The 26,959-nt window shown below is 57.0% G+C and carries 33 protein-coding genes; 20 read left to right on the forward strand and 13 right to left on the reverse strand.

The features are described 5' to 3' along the window. Positions 1-6: 6 nt before the first annotated feature. Positions 7-315, reverse strand: a complete 309-nt coding sequence (locus ACMGGH_RS01470) for a recombinase-like helix-turn-helix domain-containing protein (protein WP_028014353.1) — start codon at positions 313-315, stop codon at positions 7-9. Further along, positions 312-635, reverse strand: a complete 324-nt coding sequence (locus ACMGGH_RS01475; RefSeq protein ID WP_003860044.1) for a Rieske (2Fe-2S) protein — start codon at positions 633-635, stop codon at positions 312-314. Before ACMGGH_RS01475 ends, ACMGGH_RS01470 begins: the two co-directional genes overlap by 4 nt. A gap of 414 nt (positions 636-1,049) precedes the next feature. Between ACMGGH_RS01475 and ACMGGH_RS01480 the strand changes: the two genes are divergently transcribed. Continuing rightward, entirely contained in the window at positions 1,050-2,261 is a 1,212-nt protein-coding gene (locus tag ACMGGH_RS01480; protein WP_193066221.1) for an MFS transporter, read from the forward strand. A gap of 3 nt (positions 2,262-2,264) precedes the next feature. Here ACMGGH_RS01480 and speB read toward each other — a convergent pair whose 3' ends face one another. From speB to ACMGGH_RS01500, 4 genes are all read right to left on the reverse strand, one after another. Then, positions 2,265-3,185 carry an agmatinase gene (gene speB, locus ACMGGH_RS01485; RefSeq protein WP_017382921.1) on the reverse strand — a complete coding sequence of 307 codons (921 nt, stop codon included), beginning with the start codon at positions 3,183-3,185 and terminating at the stop codon, positions 2,265-2,267. Positions 3,186-3,395: 210 nt separating this feature from the next. Continuing rightward, positions 3,396-5,372: a biosynthetic arginine decarboxylase gene (gene speA / locus ACMGGH_RS01490; RefSeq protein WP_028014361.1), complete on the reverse strand. Its 1,977-nt coding sequence runs from the start codon at positions 5,370-5,372 to the stop codon at positions 3,396-3,398. Positions 5,373-5,380: 8 nt separating this feature from the next. Beyond that, the gene (yqgB, locus tag ACMGGH_RS01495) at positions 5,381-5,512 is read right to left on the reverse strand and encodes an acid stress response protein YqgB (protein ID WP_127312443.1); all 132 of its coding nucleotides are present in this window, start codon (positions 5,510-5,512) and stop codon (positions 5,381-5,383) included. Between the two features lie 94 nt (positions 5,513-5,606). After that, positions 5,607-5,750, reverse strand: coding sequence for a hypothetical protein (locus ACMGGH_RS01500; RefSeq protein WP_418721940.1), 144 nt, complete (start codon positions 5,748-5,750; stop codon positions 5,607-5,609). Between ACMGGH_RS01500 and ACMGGH_RS01505 the strand changes: the two genes are divergently transcribed. The 9 genes from ACMGGH_RS01505 (at position 5,702) to ruvX (ending at position 13,246) form a co-directional block, all read left to right on the forward strand. Further along, the gene (locus ACMGGH_RS01505; RefSeq protein ID WP_041908330.1) at positions 5,702-5,989 is read left to right on the forward strand and encodes a hypothetical protein; all 288 of its coding nucleotides are present in this window, start codon (positions 5,702-5,704) and stop codon (positions 5,987-5,989) included. The genes ACMGGH_RS01500 and ACMGGH_RS01505 overlap by 49 nt on opposite strands. 186 nt (positions 5,990-6,175) lie before the next feature. Then, positions 6,176-7,330 carry a methionine adenosyltransferase gene (gene metK / locus ACMGGH_RS01510; protein WP_041908329.1) on the forward strand — a complete coding sequence of 385 codons (1,155 nt, stop codon included), beginning with the start codon at positions 6,176-6,178 and terminating at the stop codon, positions 7,328-7,330. 359 nt (positions 7,331-7,689) lie between these two features. Continuing rightward, the gene (gene galP / locus ACMGGH_RS01515) at positions 7,690-9,087 is read left to right on the forward strand and encodes a galactose/proton symporter (protein WP_028014363.1); all 1,398 of its coding nucleotides are present in this window, start codon (positions 7,690-7,692) and stop codon (positions 9,085-9,087) included. 58 nt (positions 9,088-9,145) lie between these two features. Next, positions 9,146-9,643, forward strand: coding sequence for a SprT family zinc-dependent metalloprotease (locus ACMGGH_RS01520; protein WP_028014364.1), 498 nt, complete (start codon positions 9,146-9,148; stop codon positions 9,641-9,643). 94 nt (positions 9,644-9,737) lie between these two features. Further along, a complete protein-coding gene (gene endA / locus ACMGGH_RS01525; protein WP_028014365.1) occupies positions 9,738-10,445 on the forward strand; it encodes a deoxyribonuclease I in 708 nt (235 codons plus the stop codon). Between the two features lie 51 nt (positions 10,446-10,496). Then, the gene (gene rsmE / locus ACMGGH_RS01530) at positions 10,497-11,228 is read left to right on the forward strand and encodes a 16S rRNA (uracil(1498)-N(3))-methyltransferase (RefSeq protein WP_232948822.1); all 732 of its coding nucleotides are present in this window, start codon (positions 10,497-10,499) and stop codon (positions 11,226-11,228) included. A gap of 19 nt (positions 11,229-11,247) precedes the next feature. After that, the gene (gshB, locus tag ACMGGH_RS01535; protein ID WP_041908326.1) at positions 11,248-12,195 is read left to right on the forward strand and encodes a glutathione synthase; all 948 of its coding nucleotides are present in this window, start codon (positions 11,248-11,250) and stop codon (positions 12,193-12,195) included. Positions 12,196-12,269: 74 nt separating this feature from the next. Further along, complete coding sequence (locus ACMGGH_RS01540) at positions 12,270-12,830, forward strand: YqgE/AlgH family protein (protein ID WP_028014368.1); 561 nt, start codon at positions 12,270-12,272, stop codon at positions 12,828-12,830. Continuing rightward, entirely contained in the window at positions 12,830-13,246 is a 417-nt protein-coding gene (gene ruvX / locus ACMGGH_RS01545; RefSeq protein WP_021242076.1) for a Holliday junction resolvase RuvX, read from the forward strand. Before ACMGGH_RS01540 ends, ruvX begins: the two co-directional genes overlap by 1 nt. Positions 13,247-13,255: 9 nt before the next feature. Here the strand turns inward: ruvX and ACMGGH_RS01550 are convergent, their stop codons facing one another. After that, positions 13,256-14,236: a type IV pilus twitching motility protein PilT gene (locus tag ACMGGH_RS01550; protein WP_041908325.1), complete on the reverse strand. Its 981-nt coding sequence runs from the start codon at positions 14,234-14,236 to the stop codon at positions 13,256-13,258. Positions 14,237-14,253: 17 nt separating this feature from the next. Here ACMGGH_RS01550 and ACMGGH_RS01555 point away from each other — a divergent pair, with 17 nt between their 5' ends. The 6 genes from ACMGGH_RS01555 (at position 14,254) to ACMGGH_RS01580 (ending at position 17,970) form a co-directional block, all read left to right on the forward strand. Next, on the forward strand, positions 14,254-14,955 hold the full coding sequence (locus ACMGGH_RS01555; protein WP_028014370.1) for a YggS family pyridoxal phosphate-dependent enzyme: 702 nt from the start codon (positions 14,254-14,256) through the stop codon (positions 14,953-14,955). Positions 14,956-14,976: 21 nt separating this feature from the next. After that, on the forward strand, positions 14,977-15,543 hold the full coding sequence (locus tag ACMGGH_RS01560; RefSeq protein ID WP_045260768.1) for a YggT family protein: 567 nt from the start codon (positions 14,977-14,979) through the stop codon (positions 15,541-15,543). Beyond that, entirely contained in the window at positions 15,540-15,836 is a 297-nt protein-coding gene (gene yggU, locus ACMGGH_RS01565) for a DUF167 family protein YggU (protein ID WP_014885193.1), read from the forward strand. Before ACMGGH_RS01560 ends, yggU begins: the two co-directional genes overlap by 4 nt. A 3-nt stretch (positions 15,837-15,839) precedes the next feature. Beyond that, positions 15,840-16,433, forward strand: a complete 594-nt coding sequence (locus tag ACMGGH_RS01570; RefSeq protein ID WP_010435473.1) for an XTP/dITP diphosphatase — start codon at positions 15,840-15,842, stop codon at positions 16,431-16,433. Continuing rightward, positions 16,426-17,568 (forward strand): radical SAM family heme chaperone HemW, encoded by a 1,143-nt coding sequence (gene hemW, locus ACMGGH_RS01575; RefSeq protein ID WP_232948821.1) that lies wholly within the window; start codon positions 16,426-16,428, stop codon positions 17,566-17,568. The genes ACMGGH_RS01570 and hemW overlap by 8 nt, the downstream gene beginning before the upstream one ends. Before the next feature lie 63 nt (positions 17,569-17,631). Continuing rightward, positions 17,632-17,970, forward strand: coding sequence for an endonuclease domain-containing protein (locus ACMGGH_RS01580; RefSeq protein ID WP_028014373.1), 339 nt, complete (start codon positions 17,632-17,634; stop codon positions 17,968-17,970). A gap of 82 nt (positions 17,971-18,052) precedes the next feature. Here ACMGGH_RS01580 and ACMGGH_RS01585 read toward each other — a convergent pair whose 3' ends face one another. From ACMGGH_RS01585 to trmB, 3 genes are read right to left on the reverse strand one after another with little or no spacing between them, the layout of a single operon-like run. Beyond that, positions 18,053-18,769, reverse strand: coding sequence for a DUF2884 domain-containing protein (locus tag ACMGGH_RS01585; RefSeq protein ID WP_041908321.1), 717 nt, complete (start codon positions 18,767-18,769; stop codon positions 18,053-18,055). 57 nt (positions 18,770-18,826) lie between these two features. Beyond that, on the reverse strand, positions 18,827-19,153 hold the full coding sequence (locus tag ACMGGH_RS01590) for a YggL family protein (RefSeq protein WP_028014375.1): 327 nt from the start codon (positions 19,151-19,153) through the stop codon (positions 18,827-18,829). After that, positions 19,153-19,872, reverse strand: a complete 720-nt coding sequence (gene trmB / locus ACMGGH_RS01595; protein WP_028014376.1) for a tRNA (guanosine(46)-N7)-methyltransferase TrmB — start codon at positions 19,870-19,872, stop codon at positions 19,153-19,155. Before trmB ends, ACMGGH_RS01590 begins: the two co-directional genes overlap by 1 nt. A gap of 144 nt (positions 19,873-20,016) precedes the next feature. Between trmB and mutY the strand changes: the two genes are divergently transcribed. From mutY to ACMGGH_RS01615, 4 genes are all read left to right on the forward strand, one after another. Further along, positions 20,017-21,069 (forward strand): A/G-specific adenine glycosylase, encoded by a 1,053-nt coding sequence (gene mutY / locus ACMGGH_RS01600; protein ID WP_169804859.1) that lies wholly within the window; start codon positions 20,017-20,019, stop codon positions 21,067-21,069. 26 nt (positions 21,070-21,095) lie between these two features. Next, a complete protein-coding gene (locus ACMGGH_RS01605; protein WP_023309138.1) occupies positions 21,096-21,368 on the forward strand; it encodes an oxidative damage protection protein in 273 nt (90 codons plus the stop codon). 56 nt (positions 21,369-21,424) lie between these two features. Then, positions 21,425-22,501, forward strand: coding sequence for a membrane-bound lytic murein transglycosylase MltC (gene mltC / locus ACMGGH_RS01610; RefSeq protein ID WP_045260773.1), 1,077 nt, complete (start codon positions 21,425-21,427; stop codon positions 22,499-22,501). 268 nt (positions 22,502-22,769) lie between these two features. Further along, positions 22,770-24,026, forward strand: a complete 1,257-nt coding sequence (locus tag ACMGGH_RS01615; protein ID WP_041908317.1) for a nucleoside permease — start codon at positions 22,770-22,772, stop codon at positions 24,024-24,026. A 90-nt stretch (positions 24,027-24,116) separates the two neighbouring features. Here ACMGGH_RS01615 and citG read toward each other — a convergent pair whose 3' ends face one another. The 3 genes from citG to citF are packed head-to-tail and all read right to left on the reverse strand — an operon-like array spanning position 24,117 to position 26,957. Next, complete coding sequence (gene citG / locus ACMGGH_RS01620; protein WP_232949184.1) at positions 24,117-24,920, reverse strand: triphosphoribosyl-dephospho-CoA synthase CitG; 804 nt, start codon at positions 24,918-24,920, stop codon at positions 24,117-24,119. Then, complete coding sequence (gene citX / locus ACMGGH_RS01625) at positions 24,898-25,437, reverse strand: citrate lyase holo-[acyl-carrier protein] synthase (RefSeq protein ID WP_232949183.1); 540 nt, start codon at positions 25,435-25,437, stop codon at positions 24,898-24,900. Before citX ends, citG begins: the two co-directional genes overlap by 23 nt. Beyond that, on the reverse strand, positions 25,434-26,957 hold the full coding sequence (gene citF / locus ACMGGH_RS01630; protein WP_028014382.1) for a citrate lyase subunit alpha: 1,524 nt from the start codon (positions 26,955-26,957) through the stop codon (positions 25,434-25,436). Before citF ends, citX begins: the two co-directional genes overlap by 4 nt. Positions 26,958-26,959 lie beyond the last annotated feature (2 nt).

Below are 26,959 nucleotides of genomic sequence, written 5' to 3' on the forward strand. Positions count from 1 at the left end.
TTGCCCTCAGTAGCCGTTAACCTGTAAGAATGCCTGGAAGCTGGCCTCGCTCCACGGCTCGCCCTGCTGATCGTGCATGCGCACCGCGTTCAGCCCGTTCACCAGCTCCGGTAAAGTTTCAACTCCCTGCTCGAAGAGATCTTCCAGCGTGGCGATAAGGTTCACTTCCCAGCTTTCCGGCTCGCGGCTGCGGGTCTGCCAGATCAGGTTCTGGTAATCACCCGGCTTATGGATCGCACCGTTACCGCCCTCAGCCGGTGGGGCAAACTGACGGCTTTCCGGCAGCGCCGGGTTGTAGTTCAGGGTGTCGCTCATGCCACGGTCTCCTCGACGAAGGTAATCTGAATCTGGTTTTCAAAAACCCGAACCGGGTAGCGGTTGAGGTTGCGCCCGCCGGGGCCGTGCAGGCACTGACCGGTTTTGACGTCGAATACCGCCTCGTGCAACGGGCATTCCACCTTGCCGTCCTCCACGAAGCCCTGGCTCAGCAGGGCATAGGCGTGGGGGCATACGTCTTCCAGCGCGTAATATTCACCGTCAATCAAATACACGCCGATCTCTTTACCGTCGACGTTGCCGCTAAAAGGGAAATCTTCCTGTACTTGTTCTGCGTCACATACGCCTATCCAGCTCATCACGATCCTCCAGGCTTTTGTTTCATATATGAAACTCTGTTTCTTATTTAATACGGTCAATATAAAAGCGATGAATGTTTCGTCAAGCCGCAATGTGACGAATTTGTTAATCAAACAGCAATTAATTAACTAAGTGTGCAAAGGATCACGAAAAAATGCAGCGATATGAAATTTTCATTATTTCGGTGTGAAAGAATACGATTTATCGATGGCCTTAAATTTTAATAATCAGTGATTGACTTCTTTTCTTTTTGTTCCTTAAAAATAAAAGAAGTGAAAAACATCGTGTTTCACCTGTGAAACTTAATTTTATTTTTTCTTTAATAAACAATGAGTTTCACAGGTGAACCATTTTACCCACGTGATAATCACGCGCATAAAAATAGAAATAAGCAAAAACATAAGGCAGGCGTTATGACGGCAAGATGGCAAGGCACAGTGGCATTGTTATTACTGGTTATTATTTCCTACGTTGACCGGGTGAATATTTCTGTAATGATTTTAAACCCGGAATTTGCTCAGCATTTTCAGCTAAATGAAAACAGAATGTTACAGGGAATGCTTATGACCTGTTTTCTGCTGGGTTATGGATTTTCAGCTTTATTATTAACTCCAGTTATTGAAAGCAAACTCCATTATCGACAGGGATTATTGAGCAGCATAGCGATGTGGGCAGCGGTATGCGCCATTTCACCGCTGCTCGGATCGCTGATGGGCATGCTCGTCGCGCGCACGATCCTGGGGATCGCTGAGGGGCCGCTCTTTTCGCTGAAAACGCGCTTCATCAGCAATCACTTTAGCTCGCAGGAGATCGGCAAACCCAACGCCGTGACCGCGCTGGGCGTCTCGCTCGGGCTGGCCGTGGGCTTTCCGCTGGTAACGTGGCTGATGGCGCATCTCGGCTGGGCCGGGTCGTTTTATGCCCTGGCGGTATTAAATCTGGTGCTGGGTGGCGGCCTTGTCTGGCGCTTCCTGCCCGCGCCGCGGGGTGCGGAGAAAATCAAAAAACCGGGCTTCGCAGAGACGTTTTCGCTGGCCTGGCAAACGCCGCTGCTCGGGTGGATCCTGCTGGTTGAGATTGCCACCCTGAGCTATCTCTGGGGGAGCAGCGCCTGGCTGCCCGCGTGGCTGCGCGACGAGCATCATTTCTCGCTGCACGCCACGGGCATGCTTGCGGCCATTCCCTTCCTGCTGAGTCTGGGCTCGAAGTTCCTCGGCGGGGTGCTGCTCGACAGAATGCGCCCGGAACAGGCACCAATGCTGTTTGTGGTGGGCGGCGCGCTGACGGCGCTGTCCGTGGTCGCGCTGATGCTCAGCCATCAGCCTGCCTGGCTGGCGCTGTTTATGCTCTCGGCGAATATCTTCTGGGGGCTACAGGGGGCGGCTATTCCGGCGGTGATCCAGCATCACGCCGCGCGGGAAGCGGTGGGCAGCGCTTACGGCATTATCAACGGGATCGGCAATATCTGCGCGGCGTTTATTCCGCTGCTGATGGGGATGGTGATGAGGTCGGTAGGGTCAGTCAGCTCAGGCTTTTCGGTGCTGGTCGTCTCGCAGGTAATCACCCTGCTTGCCGGGGGAATGTTGCTGCTGCGCATGCGTCGCGCAGCAGCAATCAGCGCGTAAGGCTTATTCGCCTTTTTTCGCGGCCTGGATGTAGAGCATTTCCAGCGCCAGGGTCGCCGCGGCAAGCGCGGTGATCTCGGACTGGTCATAGGCTGGCGCCACTTCCACCACGTCCATCCCAACGATGTTCAGATCCTTCAGGCCACGCACCAGCTTGATGGCGCGGTCTGACGTCAGGCCGCCAATAACCGGCGTACCGGTACCCGGTGCAAACGCCGGATCCAGGCAGTCGATATCGAAGGTCAGGTATACAGGCATATCGCCGACGATCTGCTTAACCTGAGCCAGAATATCGTCCACGCCGCGATCGTTCACCTGGCCGGCGTCCAGCACGGTGAAACCGTTGTCTTTGTCGAACTCGGTACGGATGCCGATCTGCACGGAGTGGTTCGGATCGATCAGGCCTTCTTTCGGCGCGGTGTAGAACATGGTGCCGTGGTCGAACTCGCAGCCGTTCGCGTAGGTGTCGGTATGCGCATCGAAGTGCACCAGCGCCATTTTACCGAAGTGCTTCGCGTGAGCGCGCAGCAGCGGCAGAGTGACAAAGTGGTCACCGCCGAAGGAGAGCATGCGCTTACCGGCAGCCAGCAGCTTCTCGGCGTGCGCCTGCAGCTTTTCGCTCATCTCACGCGCGTCGCCGAAGGCGTACACCAGGTCACCGCAGTCCACCACGTTCAGGCGCTCGCGCATGTCGAAGTTCCACGGGAAGCGGTTGTGCTCCCAGGCCAGGTTGGTGGAAACCTGGCGGATTGCCGCCGGGCCGTGACGTCCACCCGCACGACCGGAGGTTGCCATGTCGAACGGCACGCCGGTGATCACCCAGTCCGCATCGCTGTCGTACGGCTGGAAGTTCATTGGAAGGCGTAAAAAACCAAACGCGTTAGATACCAGAGAGTTATCGTACTGATGACCTAAAGTGCTCATGTCCTGACCTCTTTTAACGTCGATACATTAAAAACAGATGAAAAAAAATCCCCTCCGCGTCGTTAAACCCGACGAGGAAGGGATTGATTCGTAAATCGCATATTGGGGCGAATTATCGCCGTTAATTCATACGGGTTCAAGTGAGTATAGGGCATTGTGCGGTCTGATGCCCTCACCCCAACCCTCTCCCACCGGGAGAGGGAGTTTTACCTACTCGTCTTCCAGGTAGGTGTACCCGTACAGACCCGCTTCAAACTCTTCCAGGAACTGCTGCTGCAGCGCGTCGTCCAGACCGGTGTTTTTCACCTGGTCGCGGAACTGGGTGAGCAGTTTTTTCGGATCCAGCTGCACGTATTCCAGCATGTCCGCCACGGTGTCCCCTTCGTCGGACAGCTCAACCTCGACGCTGCCGTCAGGGAAGACAAACACGTCAACCGCTTCGGTATCGCCGAACAGGTTGTGCATGTTGCCGAGGATCTCCTGATACGCACCCACCATAAAGAAGCCCAGCATTGGCGGGTTCTCCGGATCGTACTCCGGCATTGGCATCGTCGTTGCGATACCGTCACCGTCAACGTAGTGGTCAATCGCGCCGTCAGAGTCACAGGTGATGTCCAGCAGCACCGCGCGACGTTCCGGGGCGTGGTTCAGCCCTTCCAGCGGCAGAACCGGGAACAGCTGGTCGATACCCCAGGCATCCGGCATCGACTGGAACAGGGAGAAGTTGACGTACATTTTGTCCGCCATACGCTCCTGCAACTCGTCGATAATCGGACGATGCGCGCGGTTGCTCGGGTCGAGCTGTTTCTGCACTTCATGGCACATGTTCAGATAGAGCTGCTCGGCCCACGCGCGCTCCTGCAGGCTGAAGGTGCCTGACGAGTAGCCGACGTGGATATCGTGCAGGTCCATCTGGCTGTCGTGCAGCCATTCGCGCAGGGAACGGCGCGTGCCCGGCTCGTGCATTTCCTGCCAGGTTTCCCACATGCTTTGCAGGGAACGTGGGGCATCATCTTGCGGAGGCGTCGCTTCGGTGATTTCGCTGCGCTCAACGCCAATGATATTAGACACCAGCACCGTATGGTGCGCGGTAACCGCGCGGCCAGATTCGGTAATCACCGTCGGGTGCGGCAGGCCGTGCTCTTCACAGGCATCGCCAATCGCCCAGATGATGTTGTTGGCGTATTCGTTCAGGCCGTAGTTCACCGAGCAGTCGGACTGGGAGCGGGTTCCTTCGTAGTCCACGCCCAGGCCGCCGCCCACGTCGAAGCACTGAATATTCACGCCAAGCTTGTGCAGCTCAACGTAGAAACGCGCGGACTCACGCACGCCGGTGGCGATGTCGCGAATATTGGCCATCTGCGAGCCGAGGTGGAAGTGCAGCAGCTGAATGCTGTCCAGACGACCGCGCTCGCGCAGGATCTCCACCAGCTGCAGCACCTGGTTCGCCGCGAGGCCGAACTTGGATTTTTCACCGCCGGAAGACTGCCATTTACCGGAACCCTGCGACGCCAGACGCGCACGTACGCCTAGGCGTGGGATCACGTTCAGACGCTCGGCCTCTTCCAGCACGATGGCAATTTCGGTCATCTTCTCGATAACCAGATAGACCTTGTGGCCCATCTTCTCGCCAATCAGCGCCAGACGAATGTATTCGCGGTCTTTATAGCCGTTACAGACGATCACCGACCGGGTCATGCCCGCGTGCGCCAGAACCGCCATCAGCTCCGCTTTGGAGCCTGCTTCCAGTCCCAGCGGTTCGCCGGAGTGGATCAGGGATTCGATTACGCGGCGGTGCTGGTTCACCTTGATCGGGTAAACCAGGAAGTAGTCGCCGTTATAGCCGTAGGATTCACGCGCGCGCTTGAACGCGGCGTTAATGGAACGCAGGCGATGTTGCAGGATCTGCGGGAAGCAGAACAGTGCAGGCAAACGCTGGCCCTGCGCTTCACGGGCTTTCACCAGCTTAGCGAGATCCACGCGCGCTTCAGGAACGTCCGGATCCGGGCAGACGCTGATATGGCCCAGTTCGTTGACGTCGTAGTAGTTATTGCCCCACCAGGCAATATTGTAAGTGCGCAGCATCTTGCTGGCTTCCTGGGAGCTCATCGCAACCTCCTGCATAGAACGTAGTACACCCTGTTCGCCCGCTGACGAAGGCGAAAAAGAAGACATGTCGTCAGACATAGCGAACCTCAACTCTTTGTATTAAGTGTAAAACAGTTGACTACTATCGCAGCGTTATACGGCGATAACAACCCATAAACGGCTCCGTTTCCCAGCAGAGTATGCTGAAATCCAGACCGTGCGACCGGTTTCTTATTCATATCATTGTAAAACACGTATCCGAACTCTGTATGACAAGGTTCGGCGAAACCACGAGAAAACTCTTGTATTAACAAGAGCGCCCTTGTTCAGTTTTCACAGAGCGTAACCGGCCCTTGAATCCTGAGAAGCGCCGAGATGGGTATAACATCGGCAGGTTTGCAGACTAGAAATGCGGGTTGCGGGAATCAATGGCGCGCCAGAACGGCAGCGCTGAATTAGCGGAAAACGATGGTTCATTATCTCGTATCACCTCCACGGCCGCCTCTGATGAAACGGACCCCAAGCCAAAGCTAAAAGTTCACTGCTCAACCCGGCTGGAAGTGGCGACACGATGTATTCATCGAGCGCTGATTTTATATGAGCCGCGCGCCGCGTTTTATACCGAGAAGGGGGCTAAAAAGCAAAACAAAAATACGCGTGTTGCCAGCAGCGTCAGGAAAAATTTCCAGCAGCCATTTCAACGCAGTGAGAGATGAATCAAAAAAAACTGGAAATCGGGCGAAGAAGTGACCTAAAATAGCCATCCAGATGTTAATCCATCTATACTGATTAACACTCATACTGCCAGTGTCAAAAACCTGCAGGCCTTGGTAGAATTATCTCCTTTGGCTATTCCACACAGCAGCTTGAGCTAACCAAATTCCTCTTAGGTGAAATAAAACATGGCAAAACACCTGTTTACGTCCGAGTCCGTATCAGAAGGACATCCTGATAAAATTGCTGACCAAATCTCCGATGCGGTGCTGGATGCGATCCTGGCGCAGGATCCTAAAGCGCGCGTAGCGTGTGAAACCTATGTCAAAACCGGCATGGTTCTGGTTGGCGGTGAGATCACCACCAGCGCATGGGTTGATATCGAAGAGATCACCCGTAACACGGTGCGTGAGATCGGCTATGTGCATTCTGATATGGGCTTTGATGCCAACTCCTGCGCGGTGCTGAGCGCGATTGGCAAACAGTCTCCGGACATTAACCAGGGCGTTGACCGTGCCGATCCGCTGGAACAGGGCGCGGGCGACCAGGGCCTGATGTTCGGTTATGCAACCAACGAAACCGACGTGCTGATGCCAGCGCCTGTGACCTACGCACACCGTCTGGTGCAGCGTCAGGCTGAAGTGCGTAAAAACGGCACCCTGCCGTGGCTGCGCCCGGATGCGAAAAGCCAGGTCACCTTCCAATACGACGACGGCAAAATCGTCGGTATTGACGCGGTGGTGCTGTCTACCCAGCATGCCGAAGAGATCGATCAGAAATCCCTGCAGGAAGCAGTGATGGAAGAGATCATCAAGCCGGTACTGCCGACCGAATGGCTGAGCTCAGCAACCAAATTCTTCATCAACCCAACCGGACGCTTTGTTATCGGCGGCCCAATGGGCGACTGCGGCCTGACCGGTCGTAAAATCATCGTTGATACCTACGGCGGCATGGCGCGTCACGGTGGCGGCGCGTTCTCCGGTAAAGATCCGTCTAAAGTTGACCGTTCTGCCGCGTACGCTGCACGTTATGTGGCGAAAAACATCGTTGCTGCCGGCCTGGCCGACCGCTGTGAGATTCAGGTTTCCTACGCAATCGGCGTGGCTGAGCCAACCTCCATCATGGTGGAAACCTTCGGTACGGAGAAAGTGCCTTCAGAACAGCTGACCCTGCTGGTGCGCGAGTTCTTCGACCTGCGTCCATACGGCCTGATTCAGATGCTGGATCTGCTGCACCCAATCTACCAGGAAACCGCTGCATACGGTCACTTTGGTCGTGAACATTTCCCATGGGAAAAAACCGACAAAGCCGCTCTGCTGCGTGAAGCTGCCGGTCTGAAATAATCGACAGCCGAGAGTATTAAACAGGCCAGCCTTTGTGCTGGCTTTTTTTATGTCGGGTGGCGGCTAAAGCCGCACAACTGAAAGCGGTTACACCGCACCGGCACCACTCTGCTTTCAGAATAATCTCTTTGCATGTTCGCCTTTCTTCTGCTGTTACATTTCCTTTCAGTTAAGTCTGAATTTCAAACAAACGCGATACGTATCACCTCGTTTACCTCTATATTTTCAAAGCTTTAATAATTTTTACGGTTGCACGTCAGTGTAACCGATTACACCATTGTGATTAATCTCACATATTTTTATGGGTCGCTCACCTACCCTTATCATCAATAAAACTGATAACCCAACTGGAGGGCATAATGCCTGACAATAAAAAACAGGGGCGTACGTCCAACAAGGCGATGACTTTCTTCGTCTGCTTCCTCGCCGCCCTGGCAGGATTACTCTTTGGCCTGGATATCGGCGTCATTGCCGGCGCTCTTCCCTTCATCGCAGACGAATTCCAGATTAACGCGCATACCCAGGAATGGGTGGTTAGCTCCATGATGTTCGGTGCGGCCGTTGGGGCCGTCGGCAGCGGCTGGCTCTCCTTCAAGCTCGGACGCAAAAAGAGCCTGATGATCGGTGCGATCCTCTTCGTCGCCGGTTCGCTCTTCTCCGCTGCCGCCCCTAACGTTGAAGTGCTTATTCTTTCCCGCGTGCTGCTGGGCCTTGCGGTGGGCGTGGCGTCTTACACCGCCCCGCTCTACCTCTCCGAAATAGCGCCGGAGAAAATCCGCGGCAGTATGATTTCCATGTACCAGCTGATGATCACCATCGGTATTCTCGGCGCTTACCTGTCCGATACCGCGTTCAGCTACAGCGGCGCATGGCGCTGGATGCTCGGCGTGATCATCATCCCGGCCATTCTGCTGCTGATTGGCGTCTTCTTCCTGCCGGACAGCCCGCGCTGGTTTGCCGCCAAGCGCCGCTTCGTTGATGCCGAACGCGTGCTGCTCCGCCTGCGCGATACCAGCGCGGAAGCGAAAAACGAGCTGGAAGAGATCCGCGAAAGCCTGAAGGTAAAACAGTCCGGCTGGGCGCTGTTTAAAGAGAACAGCAACTTCCGTCGGGCGGTGTTCCTCGGCGTGCTGCTGCAGGTGATGCAGCAGTTCACCGGGATGAACGTCATCATGTACTACGCGCCAAAAATCTTTGAACTGGCGGGTTACACCAACACCACCGAGCAGATGTGGGGCACCGTCATCGTGGGCCTGACCAACGTGCTGGCGACCTTTATCGCCATCGGCCTGGTGGACCGCTGGGGTCGTAAGCCAACCCTGACGCTGGGCTTCCTGGTGATGGCGGCCGGTATGGGTGTCCTCGGTACGATGATGCATGTGGGCATCCACTCCCCAACCGCCCAGTACTTCGCGGTGGGTATGCTGCTGATGTTTATCGTCGGGTTTGCGATGAGCGCCGGTCCGCTGATTTGGGTACTGTGCTCTGAAATCCAGCCGCTGAAAGGGCGTGATTTTGGTATCACCTGCTCTACCGCAACCAACTGGATTGCCAACATGATCGTCGGCGCAACGTTCCTGACCATGCTCAACACCCTGGGCAATGCCAACACCTTCTGGGTCTACGCCGGTCTGAATATCTTCTTTATTGTGCTGACCATCTGGCTGGTTCCAGAAACCAAACATGTTTCTCTGGAACATATTGAACGTAACCTGATGAAAGGTCGTCCGCTGCGCGAAATCGGCGCCCACGACTAATCCTCTTGCGGGAGGCGCCTCTTGCGCCTCCCCGCTTCCCGCTTTATGCTCTGCCCCTATGAAAGCTCCCCGTCTCCCCATCGCCATTCAGCAAGCCGTTATGCGCAGCCTGCGGGAAAAACTTGCCCAGGCGAATCTGAAACTCGGCCGCAATTACCCTGAACCGAAGCTGGTCTATCAGCAGCGCGGCACCGCAGCCGGCACCGCCTGGCTGGAATCGTACGAGATCCGCCTGAACCCGGTGCTGATGATGGAAAACCAGCAGGCGTTTATTGAAGAAGTGGTGCCGCACGAGCTGGCGCACCTTCTGGTATGGAAGCATTTTGGCCGCGTCGCGCCGCATGGAAAAGAGTGGAAATGGATGATGGAAGCGGTGCTCGGCGTTCCGGCGCGCCGTACCCATCAGTTCGAGCTGGAATCGGTACGCCGCAATACCTTCCCCTACCGCTGCCAGTGTCAGCAGCACCAGCTTACCGTCCGCCGCCATAACCGCGTGGTGCGCGGCGAGGCGACCTACCGCTGCGTCAAATGCGGCGAACCGCTGATTGCAGAGTAATCACCTGAACTTTCAGGAACTTTCCTGATCTGACTGATTGCATACAGGAACAACATTCGTTACGTTGCGGGCTCGTTTTGACACGGAGTGTAAGATGTCCCGTAATGTTTCTCTCGCGGTCGCTTTTCTGGCGACGGCGCTTTCCGGTCAGGCCCTGGCCGACGGTATCAACAGTTTTTCCCAGGCCAAGGCAGCAGGCGTGAAGGTGAACGCCGATGTGCCGGGCGATTTCTACTGCGGCTGCAAAATTAACTGGCAGGGCAAAAAAGGGGTCGTTGACCTCGAATCCTGCGGCTATAAGGTGCGTAAAAACGAAAACCGCGCCAGCCGCATCGAGTGGGAGCATGTCGTTCCGGCCTGGCAGTTTGGTCACCAGCGCCAGTGCTGGCAGGACGGCGGACGTAAAAACTGCGCCAAAGATCCGGTTTATCGCCAGATGGAAAGCGACATGCATAACCTGCAGCCTGCGGTTGGTGAAGTGAACGGCGATCGCGGCAATTTCATGTATAGCCAGTGGAACGGTGGCGAAGGCCAGTACGGCCAGTGCGGTATGAAGGTAGATTTCAAAGAGAAAGTCGCCGAGCCCCCTGCCCGCGCGCGCGGCAGCATCGCCCGCACCTACTTCTACATGCGTGACCGTTATGACCTCAACCTTTCACGCCAGCAGACGCAGCTGTTCAATGCCTGGGATAAGCAGTATCCGGTGACGGAATGGGAATGCCAGCGCGACGAACGTATCGCCAGAGTCCAGGGGAATCATAACCCTTACGTCCAGCGGGCTTGCCAGGCGCAAAAGAGCTAACCTACACTACGGCAATTCGCTTATACCGCATGACATATGGAATTTTTGACTATGCGCATTCCCCGCATTTACCACCCTGAACTGATTACCGCAGGCAGCGAGATCGCTCTGTCTGACGACGCCGCTAACCACGTTGGCCGCGTGCTGCGCATGGGGGCTGGCCAGGCAATACAGCTGTTCGACGGCTCTAATCAGGTTTTCGACGCGGAAATCACGCGGGCTGATAAAAAAAGCGTGCATGTGAATGTCTTGCGCGGCGAAGTGGACGACCGTGAATCGCCGCTACACATCCACCTTGGGCAGGTGATGTCGCGCGGAGAAAAGATGGAATTCACCATTCAAAAATCCATTGAGTTGGGTGTAAGCCTCATTACGCCACTTTTTTCCGAGCGCTGTGGCGTTAAACTGGATGCGGAACGTCTGAACAAAAAGATCCAGCAGTGGCAGAAAATCGCCATTGCGGCCTGCGAACAGAGCGGTCGCAACCGTATTCCGGAGATCCGCCCGGCGATGGATCTGGAGGACTGGTGTGCAGAAGAGGAAAGCGGGCTGAAGCTCAATCTTCATCCGCGCGCCAGCGCCAGCATCAATACGCTGCCGCTGCCCGTTGAGCGTGTACGCCTGCTGATTGGCCCCGAAGGCGGCCTGTCGGCGGACGAAATTGCGATGACGGCGCGCTACCAGTTTACTGATATTCTGTTGGGACCTCGCGTTCTGCGCACTGAGACAACGGCACTCACGGCCATAACCGCGCTACAGGTACGGTTTGGCGATCTGGGTTGAAGTATTAACGGAGAAGAACATGATAAAGCTCGGCATCGTGATGGATCCCATCGCAAACATTAACATCAAGAAAGATTCCAGCTTCGCCATGCTGCTGGAAGCGCAGCGTCGTGGCTATGAGCTCCACTATATGGAGATGAACGATCTTTATCTGATCAACGGTGAAGCCCGCGCACGCACCCGCATCGTTAACGTCGAGCAGAACTACGACAAATGGTACGAATTCGGCACCGAGCAGGACATTGCCCTGGCCGACCTCAACGTCATCCTGATGCGTAAAGATCCGCCGTTTGACACCGAATACATCTATAGCACCTACATCCTTGAGCGTGCCGAAGAGAAAGGGACGCTGATCGTCAACAAGCCGCAGAGCCTGCGCGACTGCAACGAGAAGCTTTACACCGCCTGGTTCTCTGACCTGACGCCGGAAACGCTGGTCACCCGCAGCAAAACGCAGCTGAAAGAATTCTGGCAGAAGCACGGCGACATCATCATGAAGCCGCTGGACGGCATGGGCGGCGCGTCTATTTTCCGCGTGAAGGAAGGCGACCCGAACATTGGCGTGATTGCCGAAACGCTGACCGAGCTGGGCACGCGTTACTGCATGGCGCAAAACTATATTCCAGCGATCAAAGATGGCGATAAGCGCGTGCTGGTCGTGGACGGTGAGCCGGTGCCTTACTGCCTGGCGCGTATCCCACAGGGAGGCGAAACCCGCGGTAACCTGGCGGCAGGTGGCCGCGGCGAGCCGCGCCCGCTAACCGAAAGCGACTGGGAAATTGCCCGCCGCGTTGGCCCAACGCTGAAAGCCAAAGGCCTGATCTTTGTTGGCCTGGATATCATCGGCGATCGCCTGACTGAAGTTAACGTCACCAGCCCAACCTGCATTCGCGAAATCGAAGCGGAGTTCCCGATCTCGATCACCGGAATGCTGATGGACGCTATCGAAAAACGTTTACAGAAATAAACTGTGACAGCGCCTGGGTTTATCCCCATACTGGGCGCTGTCGCTTTTTAAACCAGGAAACAGTACCTCTGACAATGAATTTACAGCATCACTTTCTTATTGCCATGCCTGCTCTCCAGGATCCGATTTTTCGCCGCGCCGTGGTTTATATTTGTGAATACAATGAAGACGGCGCGATGGGTATTATCATCAACAAACCGCTGGAAAACCTGCAGGTTGAAGGGATTCTGGACAAGCTGAAAATCTCGGCTGAAGCGCGCCTGCCGGAAATCCGGCTTGATAAACCGGTGATGCTGGGTGGACCTCTTGCCGAAGATCGCGGCTTTATCCTGCATACCCCGCCGGTATTCTCTTCCAGCATTCGCATCTCCGATAACACCGTGATCACCACCTCGCGCGACGTGCTTGAAACGCTGGGCACCGCTGAGCAGCCTTCCGAAGTGCTGGTGGCGCTGGGCTATTCGTCGTGGGAGAAAGGCCAGCTTGAGCAAGAGATCCTCGATAACGCCTGGCTTACCGCACCTGCGGACATGAATATTCTGTTTAAAACCCCTATTGCCGATCGCTGGCGTGACGCGGCAAAGCTGATTGGCATTGATATTCTGACCATGCCTGGCGTAGCGGGGCACGCGTAATGAGCGGCACCCTTCTCGCCTTCGACTTCGGCACCAAAAGCATCGGCGTCGCCGTGGGTCAACGGATCACCGGCACCGCCCGCCCGCTCACGGCGCTGAAAGCTAACGACGGCACGCCGGACTGGAACCTTATTGAGCGCCTGCTCAAAGAGTGGCAGCCGGACGACGTGATTGTCGGCCTGCCGCTGAACATGGACGGCACCGAGCAACCGCTTACCGCCCGCGCGCGTAAATTCGCCAATAAAATCCATGGCCGCTTTGGCGTCTCCGTGAAGCTTCACGACGAGCGTCTCAGCACCGTCGAAGCGCGTGCAGGCCTGTTTGAACACGGTGGCTTCCGGGCGCTCAACAAAGGCAGCGTAGACTCCGCTTCAGCCGTTATCATCCTCGAAAGCTACTTCGAACAGGGCTTTTAACGCAGGGGCCTACAGCCGCCCCTGTGCCCGTCTCTCCGCCAGGCTCTGGTCAAAGTTCTGCATTCCCGCCTGCTGGCCGGTTTGAATGATGCCGGGCAGCTGCCACGTCTTCCCCTCACGAATCAGATTCGCCGCCGCCGCGGTGTTTACCAGCAGCTCGTACAGCGCGACGCGCCCGCCCTGAAGATCGGGAAGCAGCTTTTGCGCCAGCACTGCCCGCAGGCTGCCGGCCAGCTGGTTACGCACCGGATCTTTCTCCTGCGCCGGGAACGTATCGACCAGCCGTTCAATCGCCTGTGCTGCCCCGCGCGTGTGCAGCGTCGCCAGCACCAGATGCCCGGTCTCCGCCGCCGTCAGCGCCAGGCGGATCGTTTCGCTGTCGCGCAGCTCCCCCAGCAAAATAACGTCCGGGTCCTCGCGTAACGCACTGCGCAGCGCCTCTGCAAATGATGGGCTGTGCTGGCCTATCTCCCGCTGCTGAATCAGGCAACGTTCACTCTGGTACATAAACTCCACCGGATCTTCAAGCGTGAGGATATGGCCGTCAGTATGGCGGTTGAGGAAGTCGACCATTGCGGCCAGCGTGGTGGATTTACCGCTGCCGGTCGCTCCCGTTACCAGAATCAACCCGTTGTCGCTGGACAACAGTTCGGGAATAGCGCGCGGCACCCCAAGCGAAGGGAGCTGCGGACAGGAACGCGGCAACAGCCGCAGGGTAACGGAGATGCCCTTCATCTGCTTAAACGCACTGCCGCGCAGACGCTGGTCTCCTGCGACCGTCACGGCAAAATCGACCTGCCCGTTTGCCCACCATGCGCCCTGCTGTTCGTCGTTGAGCCACGCCTTTAGCAACGCCCCGACATCGGGCGGCGGAAACGGGGCCGGCTCAAGGCGGCCCAATCTGCGCCAGCGCGGTGGTGAATCACTGCACAGGTGTAGATCGGAGACGTTATGCTTTACACTAAGGGCCACAATTTCTTCCACATCCATAGACTACTCCTCGGAAAATGAACGACATTGCGCATAACCTGGCACAGGTCCGGGACAAAATCTCAGCCGCTGCAACGCGTTGCGGCCGTGCTTCAGAAGAAATTACGTTGCTTGCAGTCAGCAAAACCAAGCCTGCGAGCGCTATCGCAGAAGCGATTGCTGCAGGTCACCGGGCGTTTGGCGAAAACTACGTGCAGGAAGGTGTGGATAAAATTCGCTACTTCCAGGAGCAGGAGACGTCCGATCTGCAATGGCACTTTATTGGTCCCCTGCAGTCGAACAAAAGCCGTCTGGTAGCAGAGCACTTTGACTGGTGCCATACCATCGACCGTCTGCGTATTGCTTCCCGTCTGAGCGACCAGCGCCCGGCGGAGATGCCTGCGCTTAACGTGCTGATTCAAATCAACATCAGTGATGAAAACAGCAAGTCCGGCATTGCGCTGAGCGAGCTGGATGCGCTGGCCGCAGAGGTGGCCGCTCTGCCGCGCTTAACCCTGCGCGGGCTGATGGCCATTCCGGCACCTGAGTCAAGTTATGAAAGGCAGTTTGCCGTGGCACAGCAAATGGCTGTAGCATTTGAGGCGCTTAAAGCGCGCTATGAAACGGTAGACACGCTTTCACTGGGCATGTCGGATGATATGGAAGCCGCCATCGCGGCAGGCAGCACTATGGTGCGCATCGGCACAGCCATTTTCGGTGCGCGCGACTACACCAAATAATAAGGAAACCTGAGGAACGCCATGAAGACGTTGACTTTCCTGCTCTCAACGGTCATTGAGCTGTACACGATGGCGCTTTTGCTGCGCGTCTGGATGCAGTGGGCCCGCTGTGACTTTTACAATCCGTTCTCCCAGTTTGTCGTGAAAATCACGCAACCTGTTGTCGGACCGCTGCGCCGTATTATCCCGGCCATGGGCCCCATCGACAGCGCTTCGCTGCTGGTGGCGTTTATTCTGAGCGTGCTCAAAGCCATCGTGCTGTTTATGGTTATCACCTTCCAGCCGATTATCTGGATTGCCGCCGTCCTGATTCTGATCAAAACCGTCGGTTTGCTGATCTTCTGGGTACTGCTGGTGATGGCGATCATGAGCTGGGTAAGCCAGGGACGTAGCCCGGTAGAGTATGCCTTGATTCAGCTGGCCGAGCCGCTGCTGCGTCCGATCCGTAACCTGCTTCCGTCCATGGGCGGCATCGACTTCTCCCCGATGATCCTGGTGCTGCTGCTCTATGTGATCAACATGGGGATCGCCGAACTGCTCCAGTCTACGGGCGATATGCTGCTGCCGGGGCTGTGGATGGCGCTATGAGTGCAGTAAGCACCTGCGCCGACGGGCTGGTTTTACGGCTGTATATTCAGCCGAAAGCCAGCCGTGACAGTATTGTTGGGCTGCATGGCGACGAGCTAAAGGTCGCCATCACCGCCCCACCGGTCGATGGCCAGGCGAATGCGCATCTGACCAAATATCTGGCAAAACAGTTTCGCGTCGCCAAAAGCCAGGTCATCATTGAAAAAGGTGAACTTGGGCGGCATAAACAGGTAAAAATCCTTAATCCGCAATCTATCCCGACGGAAGTCGCGGCTCTGACAGAACAGGACTAAACCATGCAGAAAGTTGTTCTCGCGACCGGTAACGCCGGTAAAGTGCGCGAGCTGGCCTCGCTATTAAATGATTTTGGGCTGGACGTGGTGGCTCAGACCGAACTGGGCGTGGAGTCCGCCGAAGAGACGGGCCTGACGTTTATCGAAAACGCCATTCTGAAAGCACGCCATGCGGCGCAGGTAACCGGCCTGCCCGCGATTGCCGACGACTCCGGTCTGGCCGTGGATTTTCTCGGCGGTGCGCCGGGGATTTACTCCGCCCGCTATTCCGGGGTGGACGCCACCGACCAGCAGAATCTGGAAAAGCTGCTCGTGGCCCTGAAGGACGTTCCCGACGAACAGCGTACCGCACAGTTCCACTGCGTGCTGGTCTACATGCGTCATGCGGAAGACCCGACGCCGATTGTCTGTCACGGCAGCTGGCCGGGCGTGATTACCCGTGAAGCGGCTGGCAACGGCGGCTTTGGCTACGACCCGATTTTCTTTGTCCCAACCGAGGGCAAAACCGCTGCGGAACTGACCCGCGAAGAGAAAAGCGCGATTTCCCACCGTGGACGCGCGCTGAAACTGTTACTGGAAGCACTGCGTAATGGCTAATTTGCCGCCTCTGAGTCTTTATATTCATATCCCGTGGTGCGTGCAGAAATGCCCGTACTGCGATTTCAATTCGCACGCGCTGAAGGGCGAAGTGCCGCACGATGACTACGTCGCGCATCTGCTGGCCGACCTGGACGCCGATGTGCCGTACGCGCAGGGACGTGAAGTTAAGACCATTTTCATTGGTGGCGGTACGCCGAGCCTGCTGTCCGGCCCGGCGATGCAGACGCTGCTGGACGGCGTGCGTGCACGCCTGAACCTGGCGGCGGATGCGGAAATTACGATGGAAGCCAACCCTGGCACCGTTGAGGCCGACCGTTTTGTCGAGTATCAGCGCGCGGGCGTGAACCGCATCTCCATCGGCGTGCAGAGCTTTAGCGAGCCGAAGCTGAAGCGTCTGGGTCGCATTCACGGCCCGGAAGAGGCGAAGCGCGCGGCGAACCTGGCAACGGGGCTTGGGCTGCGCAGCTTTAACCTCGATTTGATGCATGGCCTGCCGGATCAGTCGCTGGAAGAGGCGCTGGACGACCTGCGCCAGGCAATTGAACTGAATCCACCGCACCTGTCGTGGTATCAGCTCACCATCGAGCCGAACACGCTGTTTGGCTCACGCCCGCCGGTGCTGCCGGATGACGACGCGCTGTGGGATATCTTCGAGCAGGGCCACAAGCTTTTGACCGCTGCCGGGTATCAGCAGTATGAAACGTCCGCCTACGCGAAGCCGGGCTATCAGTGTCAGCACAACCTGAACTACTGGCGTTTTGGTGATTATCTGGGGATTGGCTGCGGCGCCCACGGCAAGGTGACCTTCCCGGACGGGCGTATTCTGCGCACCGCCAAAACCCGCCACCCGCGCGGGTATATGGAAGGCCGCTACCTGGAGCGTCAGCACGACGTTGAGGCGGCGGATAAGCCGTTTGAGTTCTTTATGAACCGTTTCCGCCTGCTGGAAGCCGCGCCGCGCGCGGAGTTTTCGCTGTACACCGGCCTGGCGGAATCGGTGATTCGTCCGCAGATTGACGAAGCGCTGGCAAAGGGGTATCTCACCGAGAGTGAGGAATGCTGGCAGATCACCGAGCACGGCAAGCTGTTCTTAAACTCCCTTCTTGAGCTGTTCCTCGCTGAAGATTCCTGAAGGCTGATTCAGGATTTCGCATCCCGTTCTGCCAGCTAAGGGAAAGGCTGGCAGAGTGTGGGGATGGAAAAATCAAAACAACTCCGTAAACAAATGACGCCCGAAGAGTTACGCCTCTGGTATTTACTCAGGGGACGCCGCTTCTTTGGCTATAAGTTTCGCCGCCAGATGCCGATTGGTGCATATATCGTGGATTTTGCCTGTTTTAAGGCAAAGCTGATTATCGAGCTGGACGGTGGCCAACATCAGAATAACGAAACCTATGATTCACGTCGTACTGAATTTTTGAATGCGAACGGCTGGGAAATACTACGGTTCTGGAATAACGAATTCAGGACAAACGAGGAGGAGGTGTTAATGGCTATCAGGCAACGACTGCGCTGCCTGATGCCCTCACCCTAACCCTCTCCCACAGGGAGAGGGAAAAATTACACCCTCTCCCTTGGGGAGAGGGATGGGGTGAGGGGCCCAGCGCGCAGAGAACTTACTTCAGCGTCCCCACCAGCGCCTTCCGGCTGTCTTCCAGCGACACCACGCGTTTACACACGTCTTTGCCGAACTGCTGGAAATCATCTTCCTGGTTCTTCCACTCGTTCTGAATGGAAGTCTGCAAGCCGCCCAGGCTGCCCAGCACGCCCTGCAGCGGGTTACCGCCGCCTTTCAGCACGGCTTTGGCGCCCATCTCGTTGATGCTGTCCTGCAGGATGCCGCCCATCGCCTGGTTCACCAGCTGCTGGCCGTCAGCGCGGACCTGATCGATCGCCTTATAGTGGAACGTCAGGCCATCAGAGCGCGTCTCGATAATGCGGTTCATCTGCTCTTTGAGCTGCTTGTCGAGCTTCGTAAGGCGGGAGCGCATATTACTGCTCTCCCCCACCTCTTTAGTGATGATTTTGTCCAGCGCGACGCGGCTCTTTTCGACGCGCGTCAGGGCGCCTTCATTAATCCATGGCAGCGCGGTACGCAAATCGGCCTGATAATCTTTCGCCTGCTCACGCTGTGCGGCAGTCAGGTTGTACTGTTTGCCGTTAAAGGTGACGTTCCCTTCCGGCGTAATCACCAGATTGCCGTTCTCGCCTTTGACCTGCACGGTTTGCGGGCTTAACACCACGTCATCACGCGGGGTGACGCTACATTGATAATCCGCATGGGCGGTGAATCCGGTTGCCATCAAAGCAACAGCCAGCAACGTTTTGCGCATCTTAAACACTCCCTCAGACAAAATGGGCCAGCTAATGCTGGCCCGCTTACTGCTTTATTAGTCCCACCAAACGTCGAAAAGTTCGCTCACGCGGACATCTTCCAGCTTGTGCTCTTCAAGCCATTTGCGAACCAGGGCCTGATGTTCTTCGGTGCATTTGCCAACTTCCTGGGTGCAGATCAGACCTTCCCATGCCAGGTAGCCGCTACCGTCGAAGGCCAGCTTGTTAGGCTCGATCACCTCGTTGATGAACGCATCAACGTCCTGGTCGATCTGCTCAACGCTGGTGCCTTCCGGGAAACGCCAGGCAACGGAGAAGCCCACTTCCTGGAATTCTTCGATGTGCATCTTTTTACGCAGACGACGGCTACGATTCTTTGCCATTATTTCACCCTCTCGAACATTAAGTCCCATACGCCGTGACCAAGACGATGGCCACGCTGTTCAAATTTTGTCACCGGACGCGATTCCGGACGCGGTACGTAGTCGTTGCTCTCGGACTGATTTTTGTACCCGTCCAGCGACGACATTACTTCCAGCATGTGTTCCGCATAAGGTTCCCAGTCGGTCGCCATGTGGAAAACGCCGCCCAGCTTGAGCTTGCTTTTCACCAGCTCGGCAAACGGTGCCTGAACGATACGGCGTTTATTATGACGCGCTTTGTGCCATGGGTCAGGGAAAAAGAGCTGAACCATGTTCAAAGAATTGTCAGGAATCATTTTGTGCAGCACTTCCACCGCGTCGTGACACATCACGCGCAGGTTCTCAACGCCCTCTTCGTGGGCCGTTGCCAGGCACGCACCGACGCCCGGGGAGTGTACTTCAATGCCGAGGAAGTTCTGCTCAGGGCGCGCTTTCGCCATGGTGACCAGCGAGGTGCCCATACCAAACCCGATCTCCAGCGTGACGGGCGCGTCGCGGCCAAACAGCTCGGTAAAGTCGAGCGGCTGCTCGCTGAACTCAACGCCCATCACCGGCCAGTAGTTGTCCAGCGCGTGTTGCTGCCCTTTGGTCAGGCGGCCCTGACGGCGGACAAAGCTGCGAATACGGCGCAGCGGGCGACCGTTTTCATCAAATTCCGGTGAAATGACGTCGTTTTTCATAAAAGAGTTGTCTGCTTGTGAGAATGTTCGGGAAACGGGCATTATCCAAAGTTAAGGCTTCTATGCAAGCATGGGAAAGATCCGGTTTACAGCAGATTGACGCTGTGCTGCAATCTGCGTCCCTGATTATGCGAATCGATGACCATGCAAGCCTCTCAATTTTCAGCCCAGGTGCTGGACTGGTACGACAAATACGGGCGTAAAACCCTGCCCTGGCAAATTGAAAAAACGCCCTACAAAGTATGGCTCTCCGAGGTGATGTTGCAACAAACGCAGGTCGCCACCGTGATCCCTTACTTCGAGCGTTTTATGGCACGCTTCCCGACGGTCACCGACCTGGCAAACGCGCCGTTGGACGAAGTGCTGCACCTGTGGACCGGGCTGGGCTATTACGCCCGCGCGCGCAACCTGCACAAGGCCGCGCAGCAGGTCGCCACCCGCCACAACGGTAAATTCCCGGAAACCTTCGACGAGGTGGCCGATTTGCCCGGCGTCGGACGTTCAACCGCAGGCGCGATCCTCTCCCTTTCATTAGGCAAGCATTTCCCGATCCTCGACGGCAACGTGAAGCGCGTGCTCGCACGCTGCTACGCCGTTGACGGCTGGCCGGGTAAGAAAGACGTTGAAAAACGCCTGTGGGAGATCGCTGAAGCGGTCACCCCGGCGAAGGGCGTAGAGCGTTTTAACCAGGCGATGATGGATCTTGGCGCGATGGTCTGCACGCGCTCAAAACCGAAGTGCGAACTCTGCCCGGTGAACAACCTCTGCGTGGCGTATGCCAACCAGTCATGGGCGCAGTATCCGGGTAAGAAACCTAAACAGACGCTGCCGGAGCGCACCGGCTATATGCTGCTGATGCAGCACGGTGACGAGGTCTTCCTCGCCCAGCGTCCGCCGAGCGGTCTGTGGGGTGGTCTATACTGCTTCCCACAGTTTGAAGATGAAGACTTGCTGCGTGAATGGCTTAAACAGCGCGGCATTGCGGCAGATACCCTGACGCAGCTGACCGCGTTTCGCCACACCTTCAGCCATTTCCATCTGGATATAGTACCGATGTGGCTTCCCGTGTCCTCATTCACCTCCTGCATGGATGAAGGCACCGCTCTCTGGTATAACTTAGCGCAACCGCCATCAGTCGGGCTGGCGGCTCCCGTGGAGCGCCTGTTACAGCAATTACGTGCCGGTGCAATGGTTTAGCATCGGCAACACAAAGAGGAATACGTATGGCCAGAACCATTTTTTGTACTTTCCTGCAGCGCGACGCTGAAGGCCAGGATTTCCAGCTCTACCCGGGCGACCTGGGCAAGCGCATCTATAACGAGATCTCCAAAGAAGCCTGGGGACAGTGGCAGAAAAAACAGACCATGCTGATCAACGAGAAGAAGCTCAGCATGATGAACCCGGAGCACCGCAAGCTGCTGGAGCAGGAGATGGTGAGCTTCCTGTTCGAGGGCAAAGACGTCCACATCGAAGGCTATACGCCGCCGGAAAAATAACAGCGTGCGGGTGAAACCCCGCCGTAAAAGCAAACACAACACGCACTCCCGGAATGATGAAAAAACTTTTAGCGCTAGCCCTTGTTGCGCCGTTGCTGGTCTCGTGCTCGTCCAAAAAAGGCGATGATTACAACGAAGCCTGGGTCAAGGACACCAACGGTTTTGACATTTTGATGGGGCAGTTTGCCCATAACATCGAGAACATATGGGGATTTAACGAAGTTCTTATTGCCGGACCGAAGGACTACGTTAAGTACACCGACGCCTATCTGACCCGTAGCCACATCAACTTTGATGAGGGTACGATCACCATTGAGACCATCGCAGGCACCGACCCTGCGGCACGGCTGCGTCAGGCGATCGTCAAAACCCTGCTGATGGGTGACGATCCGGGATCTATCGATCTCTACTCCGATGCGGACGACATCACCATTTCGAAAGAGCCGTTCCTGTACGGTCAGGTTGTCGACCAGACAGGACAGCCGATCCGCTGGGAAGGTCGCGCCACGAAATTTGCCGACTACCTGCTGCAGACGCGCCTGAAGAGCCGCTCTAACGGCCTGAAGATTATCTACAGCGTTACCATTAACCTTGTCCCGAACCACCTCGACAAGCGTGCGCATAAGTATCTGGGCATGGTGCGTCAGGCGTCGCGTAAGTATGGCGTGGACGAGTCGCTGATCCTGGCGATTATGCAGACCGAATCCTCGTTCAACCCGTACGCGGTGAGCCGTTCCGACGCGCTGGGGCTGATGCAGGTTGTCCAGCACAGCGCCGGTAAAGACGTCTTCCGCTCGCAGGGGAAATCCGGCACGCCGAGCCGCAGCTACCTGTTCGATCCGCAAAGCAATATTGATACCGGCACGGCCTATCTGGCGATGCTGAACAATGTCTATCTCGGCGGAATTGATAACCCGACGTCGCGTCGCTACGCGGTAATCACCGCCTATAACGGCGGCGCGGGCAGCGTGCTGCGCGTCTTCTCGAATGACAAAGTGCAGGCTGCGAACATCATCAACAGCATGGCGCCGGGGGATGTTTACTCCACCCTCACCACCCGCCACCCGTCTGCGGAATCCCGCCGGTACCTGTATAAGGTGAATACGGCGCAGAAAAATTATCGTCGTCGATAATCAACACACCTTCTCCAGCAAGGAGAAGGTGTTCTGCTTCCCCTCTCCCTGTGGGAGAGGGTCAGGGTGAGGGCATCAGGCCGCACCTATCCTCCACCCATACGAAAATGTTATTTGCATCACAATCCAAACTGCAAATTAATGTGGATTGCATTTTTTTGCGGGAGGTAACAAAACATATCGTTGCCAACTGATAAAATTGCATCAAATAACAACCCTGAATGTTCCTATAACAACATATCTCCCGCTCACTTGTGAGGAAAGTAACATGAACCTTAAGCTGCAGCTTAAAATCTTGTCGTTTCTGCAGTTCTGCCTGTGGGGTAGCTGGCTGACTACACTCGGCTCCTATATGTTTGTGACGCTCAAGTTTGATGGTGCGTCAATCGGTGCCGTCTACAGCTCGCTGGGTATTGCGGCTGTTTTCATGCCAACGCTGCTCGGTATCGTGGCGGATAAATGGTTAAGTGCGAAATGGCTGTATATGCTTTGCCATCTGGTGGGTGCGGGGACGCTGTTTATGGCGGCCGAAGTGACCACGCCGGGGGCGATGTTTATGGTGATCCTGCTTAACTCGCTGGCGTATATGCCAACGCTTGGGCTGATCAACTCCATCTCCTACTACCGCCTGAAATCTGCCGGCCTGGATATCGTCACCGACTTCCCGCCAATCCGTATCTGGGGCACCATCGGCTTTATCATGGCGATGTGGGGCGTGAGCTTCGCGGGCTTCGAGCTGAGCCACATGCAGCTGTATATTGGTGCAGCGCTCTCCGTACTGCTGGCGCTGTTCACCCTGACGCTACCAACCATTCCGGTGTCTAACCAGCAGAAAAACCAGAGCTGGAGCACCATGCTTGGCCTGGACGCCTTCGCCCTGTTCAAAAACAAGCGCATGGCGATCTTCTTTATCTTCTCCATGCTGCTGGGCGCGGAGCTGCAAATCACCAACATGTTCGGCAACACCTTCCTGCACAGCTTCGATAACGATCCGCTGTTTGCCGGGAGCTTTATCGTTGAGCACGCGTCGGTGATGATGTCCATCTCGCAGATCTCCGAGACGCTGTTCATCCTGACCATCCCGTTCTTCCTGAGTCGCTACGGCATCAAAAACGTCATGCTGATCAGTATCGCCGCGTGGATGCTGCGCTTCGGCCTGTTCGCCTACGGCGACCCGAGCGCGTTCGGCACCGTGCTGCTGGTTCTGTCGATGATTGTTTACGGCTGCGCCTTCGACTTCTTCAACATTTCCGGTTCGGTGTTTGTGGAAAAAGAGGTGAAGCCTGAAATCCGCGCCAGCGCGCAGGGCATGTTCCTGATGATGACTAACGGCTTCGGCTGTATTCTGGGCGGCGTGGTGAGCGGTAAAGTGGTTGAGATGTACACCACCAACGGTATCACCGACTGGCAGCCAGTGTGGCTGATCTTCGCGGCGTATTCGCTGGTGCTGTTCTTCGCGTTCCTCGCGCTGTTCAAGTACAAGCACGTTCGCACAGCGCACGGTACGCAGCCGATTGCGCATTAATCCTTGATGTCTTTTGCCCGGTGGCGGCTTCGCCTTACCGGGCCTACAAAAGCACGGAGAGTAGGCCGGGTAAGCGTTAGCGCCACCCGGCTATTTTATTGCAGAGAGCACCCACCCCACCGACAGCAAATCCGCGCTGCCGCCCGGACTCAGGTTTCGTTCAATCAGTGCCTTATCCATCATAAGCAACGCCTCGCGATCCCAGCCGTTAGCCAGCAGTTCCCGCGCATAGCCCTGAACATAGCGCAGCCCCTGAATGCCGCCGCGTGACACGAGATTACTGTCCTGATTGACCGCCATCAGGCGCAACAGCAGGCCGTGAAGCGACTGTCCGTTCCACTGCCCCAGCGCCTTACGCACCGTCGCAAAGCCGCTCTCCGCCTCGCCTCGCGCCCCGGTTAAGCCGTACTGCTGAAACTGCCGCTCGCCCGCCGTCGCCTGCCCGCTGCGCGCTGCCAGCTCCCGCGACACCAGCCCGCTGCAGATGTTACTCACCTCACAACAGAGGCTGTCCGCAGAGACATTTTTCACACGCCCGGCAGCGAAGCACAGCAGGCCGAGAGCAAAAATCCCGCCCTTATGCGTGTTCACGCCGTTCGTCGCGGCGTACATCGCCTGCTCGCAGGCCATCCCCATCGGGCGGATAATCCGCAGCTGTGCGTCAGCGGGTTTATCCGCATGCACGTTACCGAGTTCAGCAAAGCGCGAAAACCACGGCGTAATTGCCGCGATGCTACGGACAAACAGCGCGTGGTCCATATCGCGATGGGAACCGTTGTTGAGCTTGTCCACCAGCCCCGGTTTGGGCGTCAGCTCCAGCTCCTGCCACAGCGCCGCTTCGGCAAGCGCGGGCACATCAATCGGGCGCGGTTTAGTCGCGAGCAAACCAGTCATCGATCGTCTTCTCCACGCGGGAAACAACCTGCTCAACGGGATGATTGCGCGAACGGGAGCAGGCATGCGCGGGCTCGTCGCAGATCAGACAGCGCCGGAGATTCTCTCCCAGCGACTGACGCCCGACGTGGCCGTGCTGAGGACAAATCACGTCCAGATCCCACAGCCTGCCGAGCGGGTGCGTCTGCTCCAGTTCCGCGCAGTGCGCTTTGATTTCCGCCGCCGCATGGGCGACGCACCATAAAGCTTCCGGTCCGGTGGGCAGCCACAGCACCTGACGGTCCAGCACCTGCCAGCGGTTCTCCCACAGCAGTTGGTCGCACATCTGGAGCGCCACGCCCATGGTGTTGCGATAGCGCAGGCTGTCCTTGATTTCCCCTGGCGTGACCAGCGTGAGGGAGATCACCGGCTGTTTATAGTGCTTAAGCATGTCAGCCTGACGGGCTGCGCGACGCTCTTTCGCCGCCAGCAGTTCCTCCAGGTTGACACCCGCCCGCACGGGTGTCGCTAAAATCATACTGACTCCTTCACCTGTCGTACGGTGTCGATCACGCTGCCGTCGCGGTAGCGGATCACACCGACGATTTTGTCTGTAAATTCAATCGGTTTCGGTACACCGGTCAGGGAAATCGCCCGCTCATAGAGCGCGCTAATGTCCACTACCTTCAGCCCGGCCTCCAGCAGCCGCTCGCGGATCTCCGGGCGCGCCGGGTTGACTGCGATGCCGTGGTCGGTGACCAGCACGTCGATGCTCTCCCCCGGCGTGAGGCGCGTGGTGACGCGCTTGACCACCGTCGGAATGCGGCTGCGCAGCAGCGGCGCGACCACGATGGTCAGGTTGGCTGCCGCCGCCACGTCGCAGTGCCCGCCGGATGCGCCACGCATCACACCGTCGGAGCCAGTGATGACGTTGACGTTGAAATCAACGTCAATTTCCAGGGCGCTGAGGATCACCACGTCGAGCTGGTCGCAGCTTGCCGCCTTGCTGCCGGGGTTGGCGTAGACGTTGGTGGAGATCTCTACGTGGTTCGGGTTGCGCGCCAGCGAAGCCGCCGCCTGGCCGTCAAAGCACTGGGTGTCGAGCAGCTTTTCGATAAGCCCCTTCTCGTGCAGATCCACCAGGCTGCCGGTGATGCCGCCGAGCGCAAAGCGCGCCTTTACGCCGCTGCGCTCCATCTTTTCTTCCATAAAGCGGGTGCAGGCGGTGGCCGCCGCGCCGGAGCCGGTCTGCATCGAGAAGCCCGGTTTGAAATAGCCGGAGTGTTCAATCACGTCCGCCGCATAGCGGGCGATCATCAGCTCGCGCGGGTTGCTGGTGACGCGCGCCGCGCCGACGCTGATTTTCGCCGGGTCGCCCACGCTCTCGACCTGCACGATGTAGTCCACCTGGTCCTGCACCAGGCTGGCGGGCATATTCGGGAACGGCACCAGCTCTTCGGTCAGCAGCACCACCTTGCGGGCAAAGTGCGCGTCCACCATCGCGTAGCCGAGCGAGCCGCAGCACGATTTACCGTGCGTGCCGTTAGCGTTGCCAAACGCATCGCTGCACGGCACGCCGAGAAACGCCACGTCGATATTCAGCTCGCCGTCCTGGAGCAGCTTCACTCGCCCACCGTGGGAGTGAATGTGTACCGGCTCGTCCATCAGCCCGTGGGAGATGGCGTCCGCCAGCCTGCCGCGCATGCCCGAGGTGTAAATCCGGGTGATGACGCCGCTTTCAATATGCTCGATCAGAGCGTCGTTGCAGGTCATCAGCGAGCTGGAGGCCAGCGTCAGGTTTTTGAAGCCCATCCGCGCCAGCAGCGCCACAACAGTGTTGATCACCCGGTCGCCTTCGCGAAAGGCATGGTGGAAGGAGATGGTCATCCCGTCCTGCAGGCCGCTGCGCGCTACGGCTTCTTCAAGGGAGGCACATAGCTTGCGGTTGTGCTTCGCGTCACTGTCCGCCAGCCACGGCGTCGCGCTGTGGGCAGTATCAAAGGGTTTCAGGTCCCGCAGATGGGGGAAGTTTACGTGGAGAAGTTCTGTTTGATTCATTT

The organism is Enterobacter sp. BNK-16, from assembly GCF_048684955.1.
Lineage (GTDB): Bacteria > Pseudomonadota > Gammaproteobacteria > Enterobacterales > Enterobacteriaceae > Enterobacter > Enterobacter bugandensis.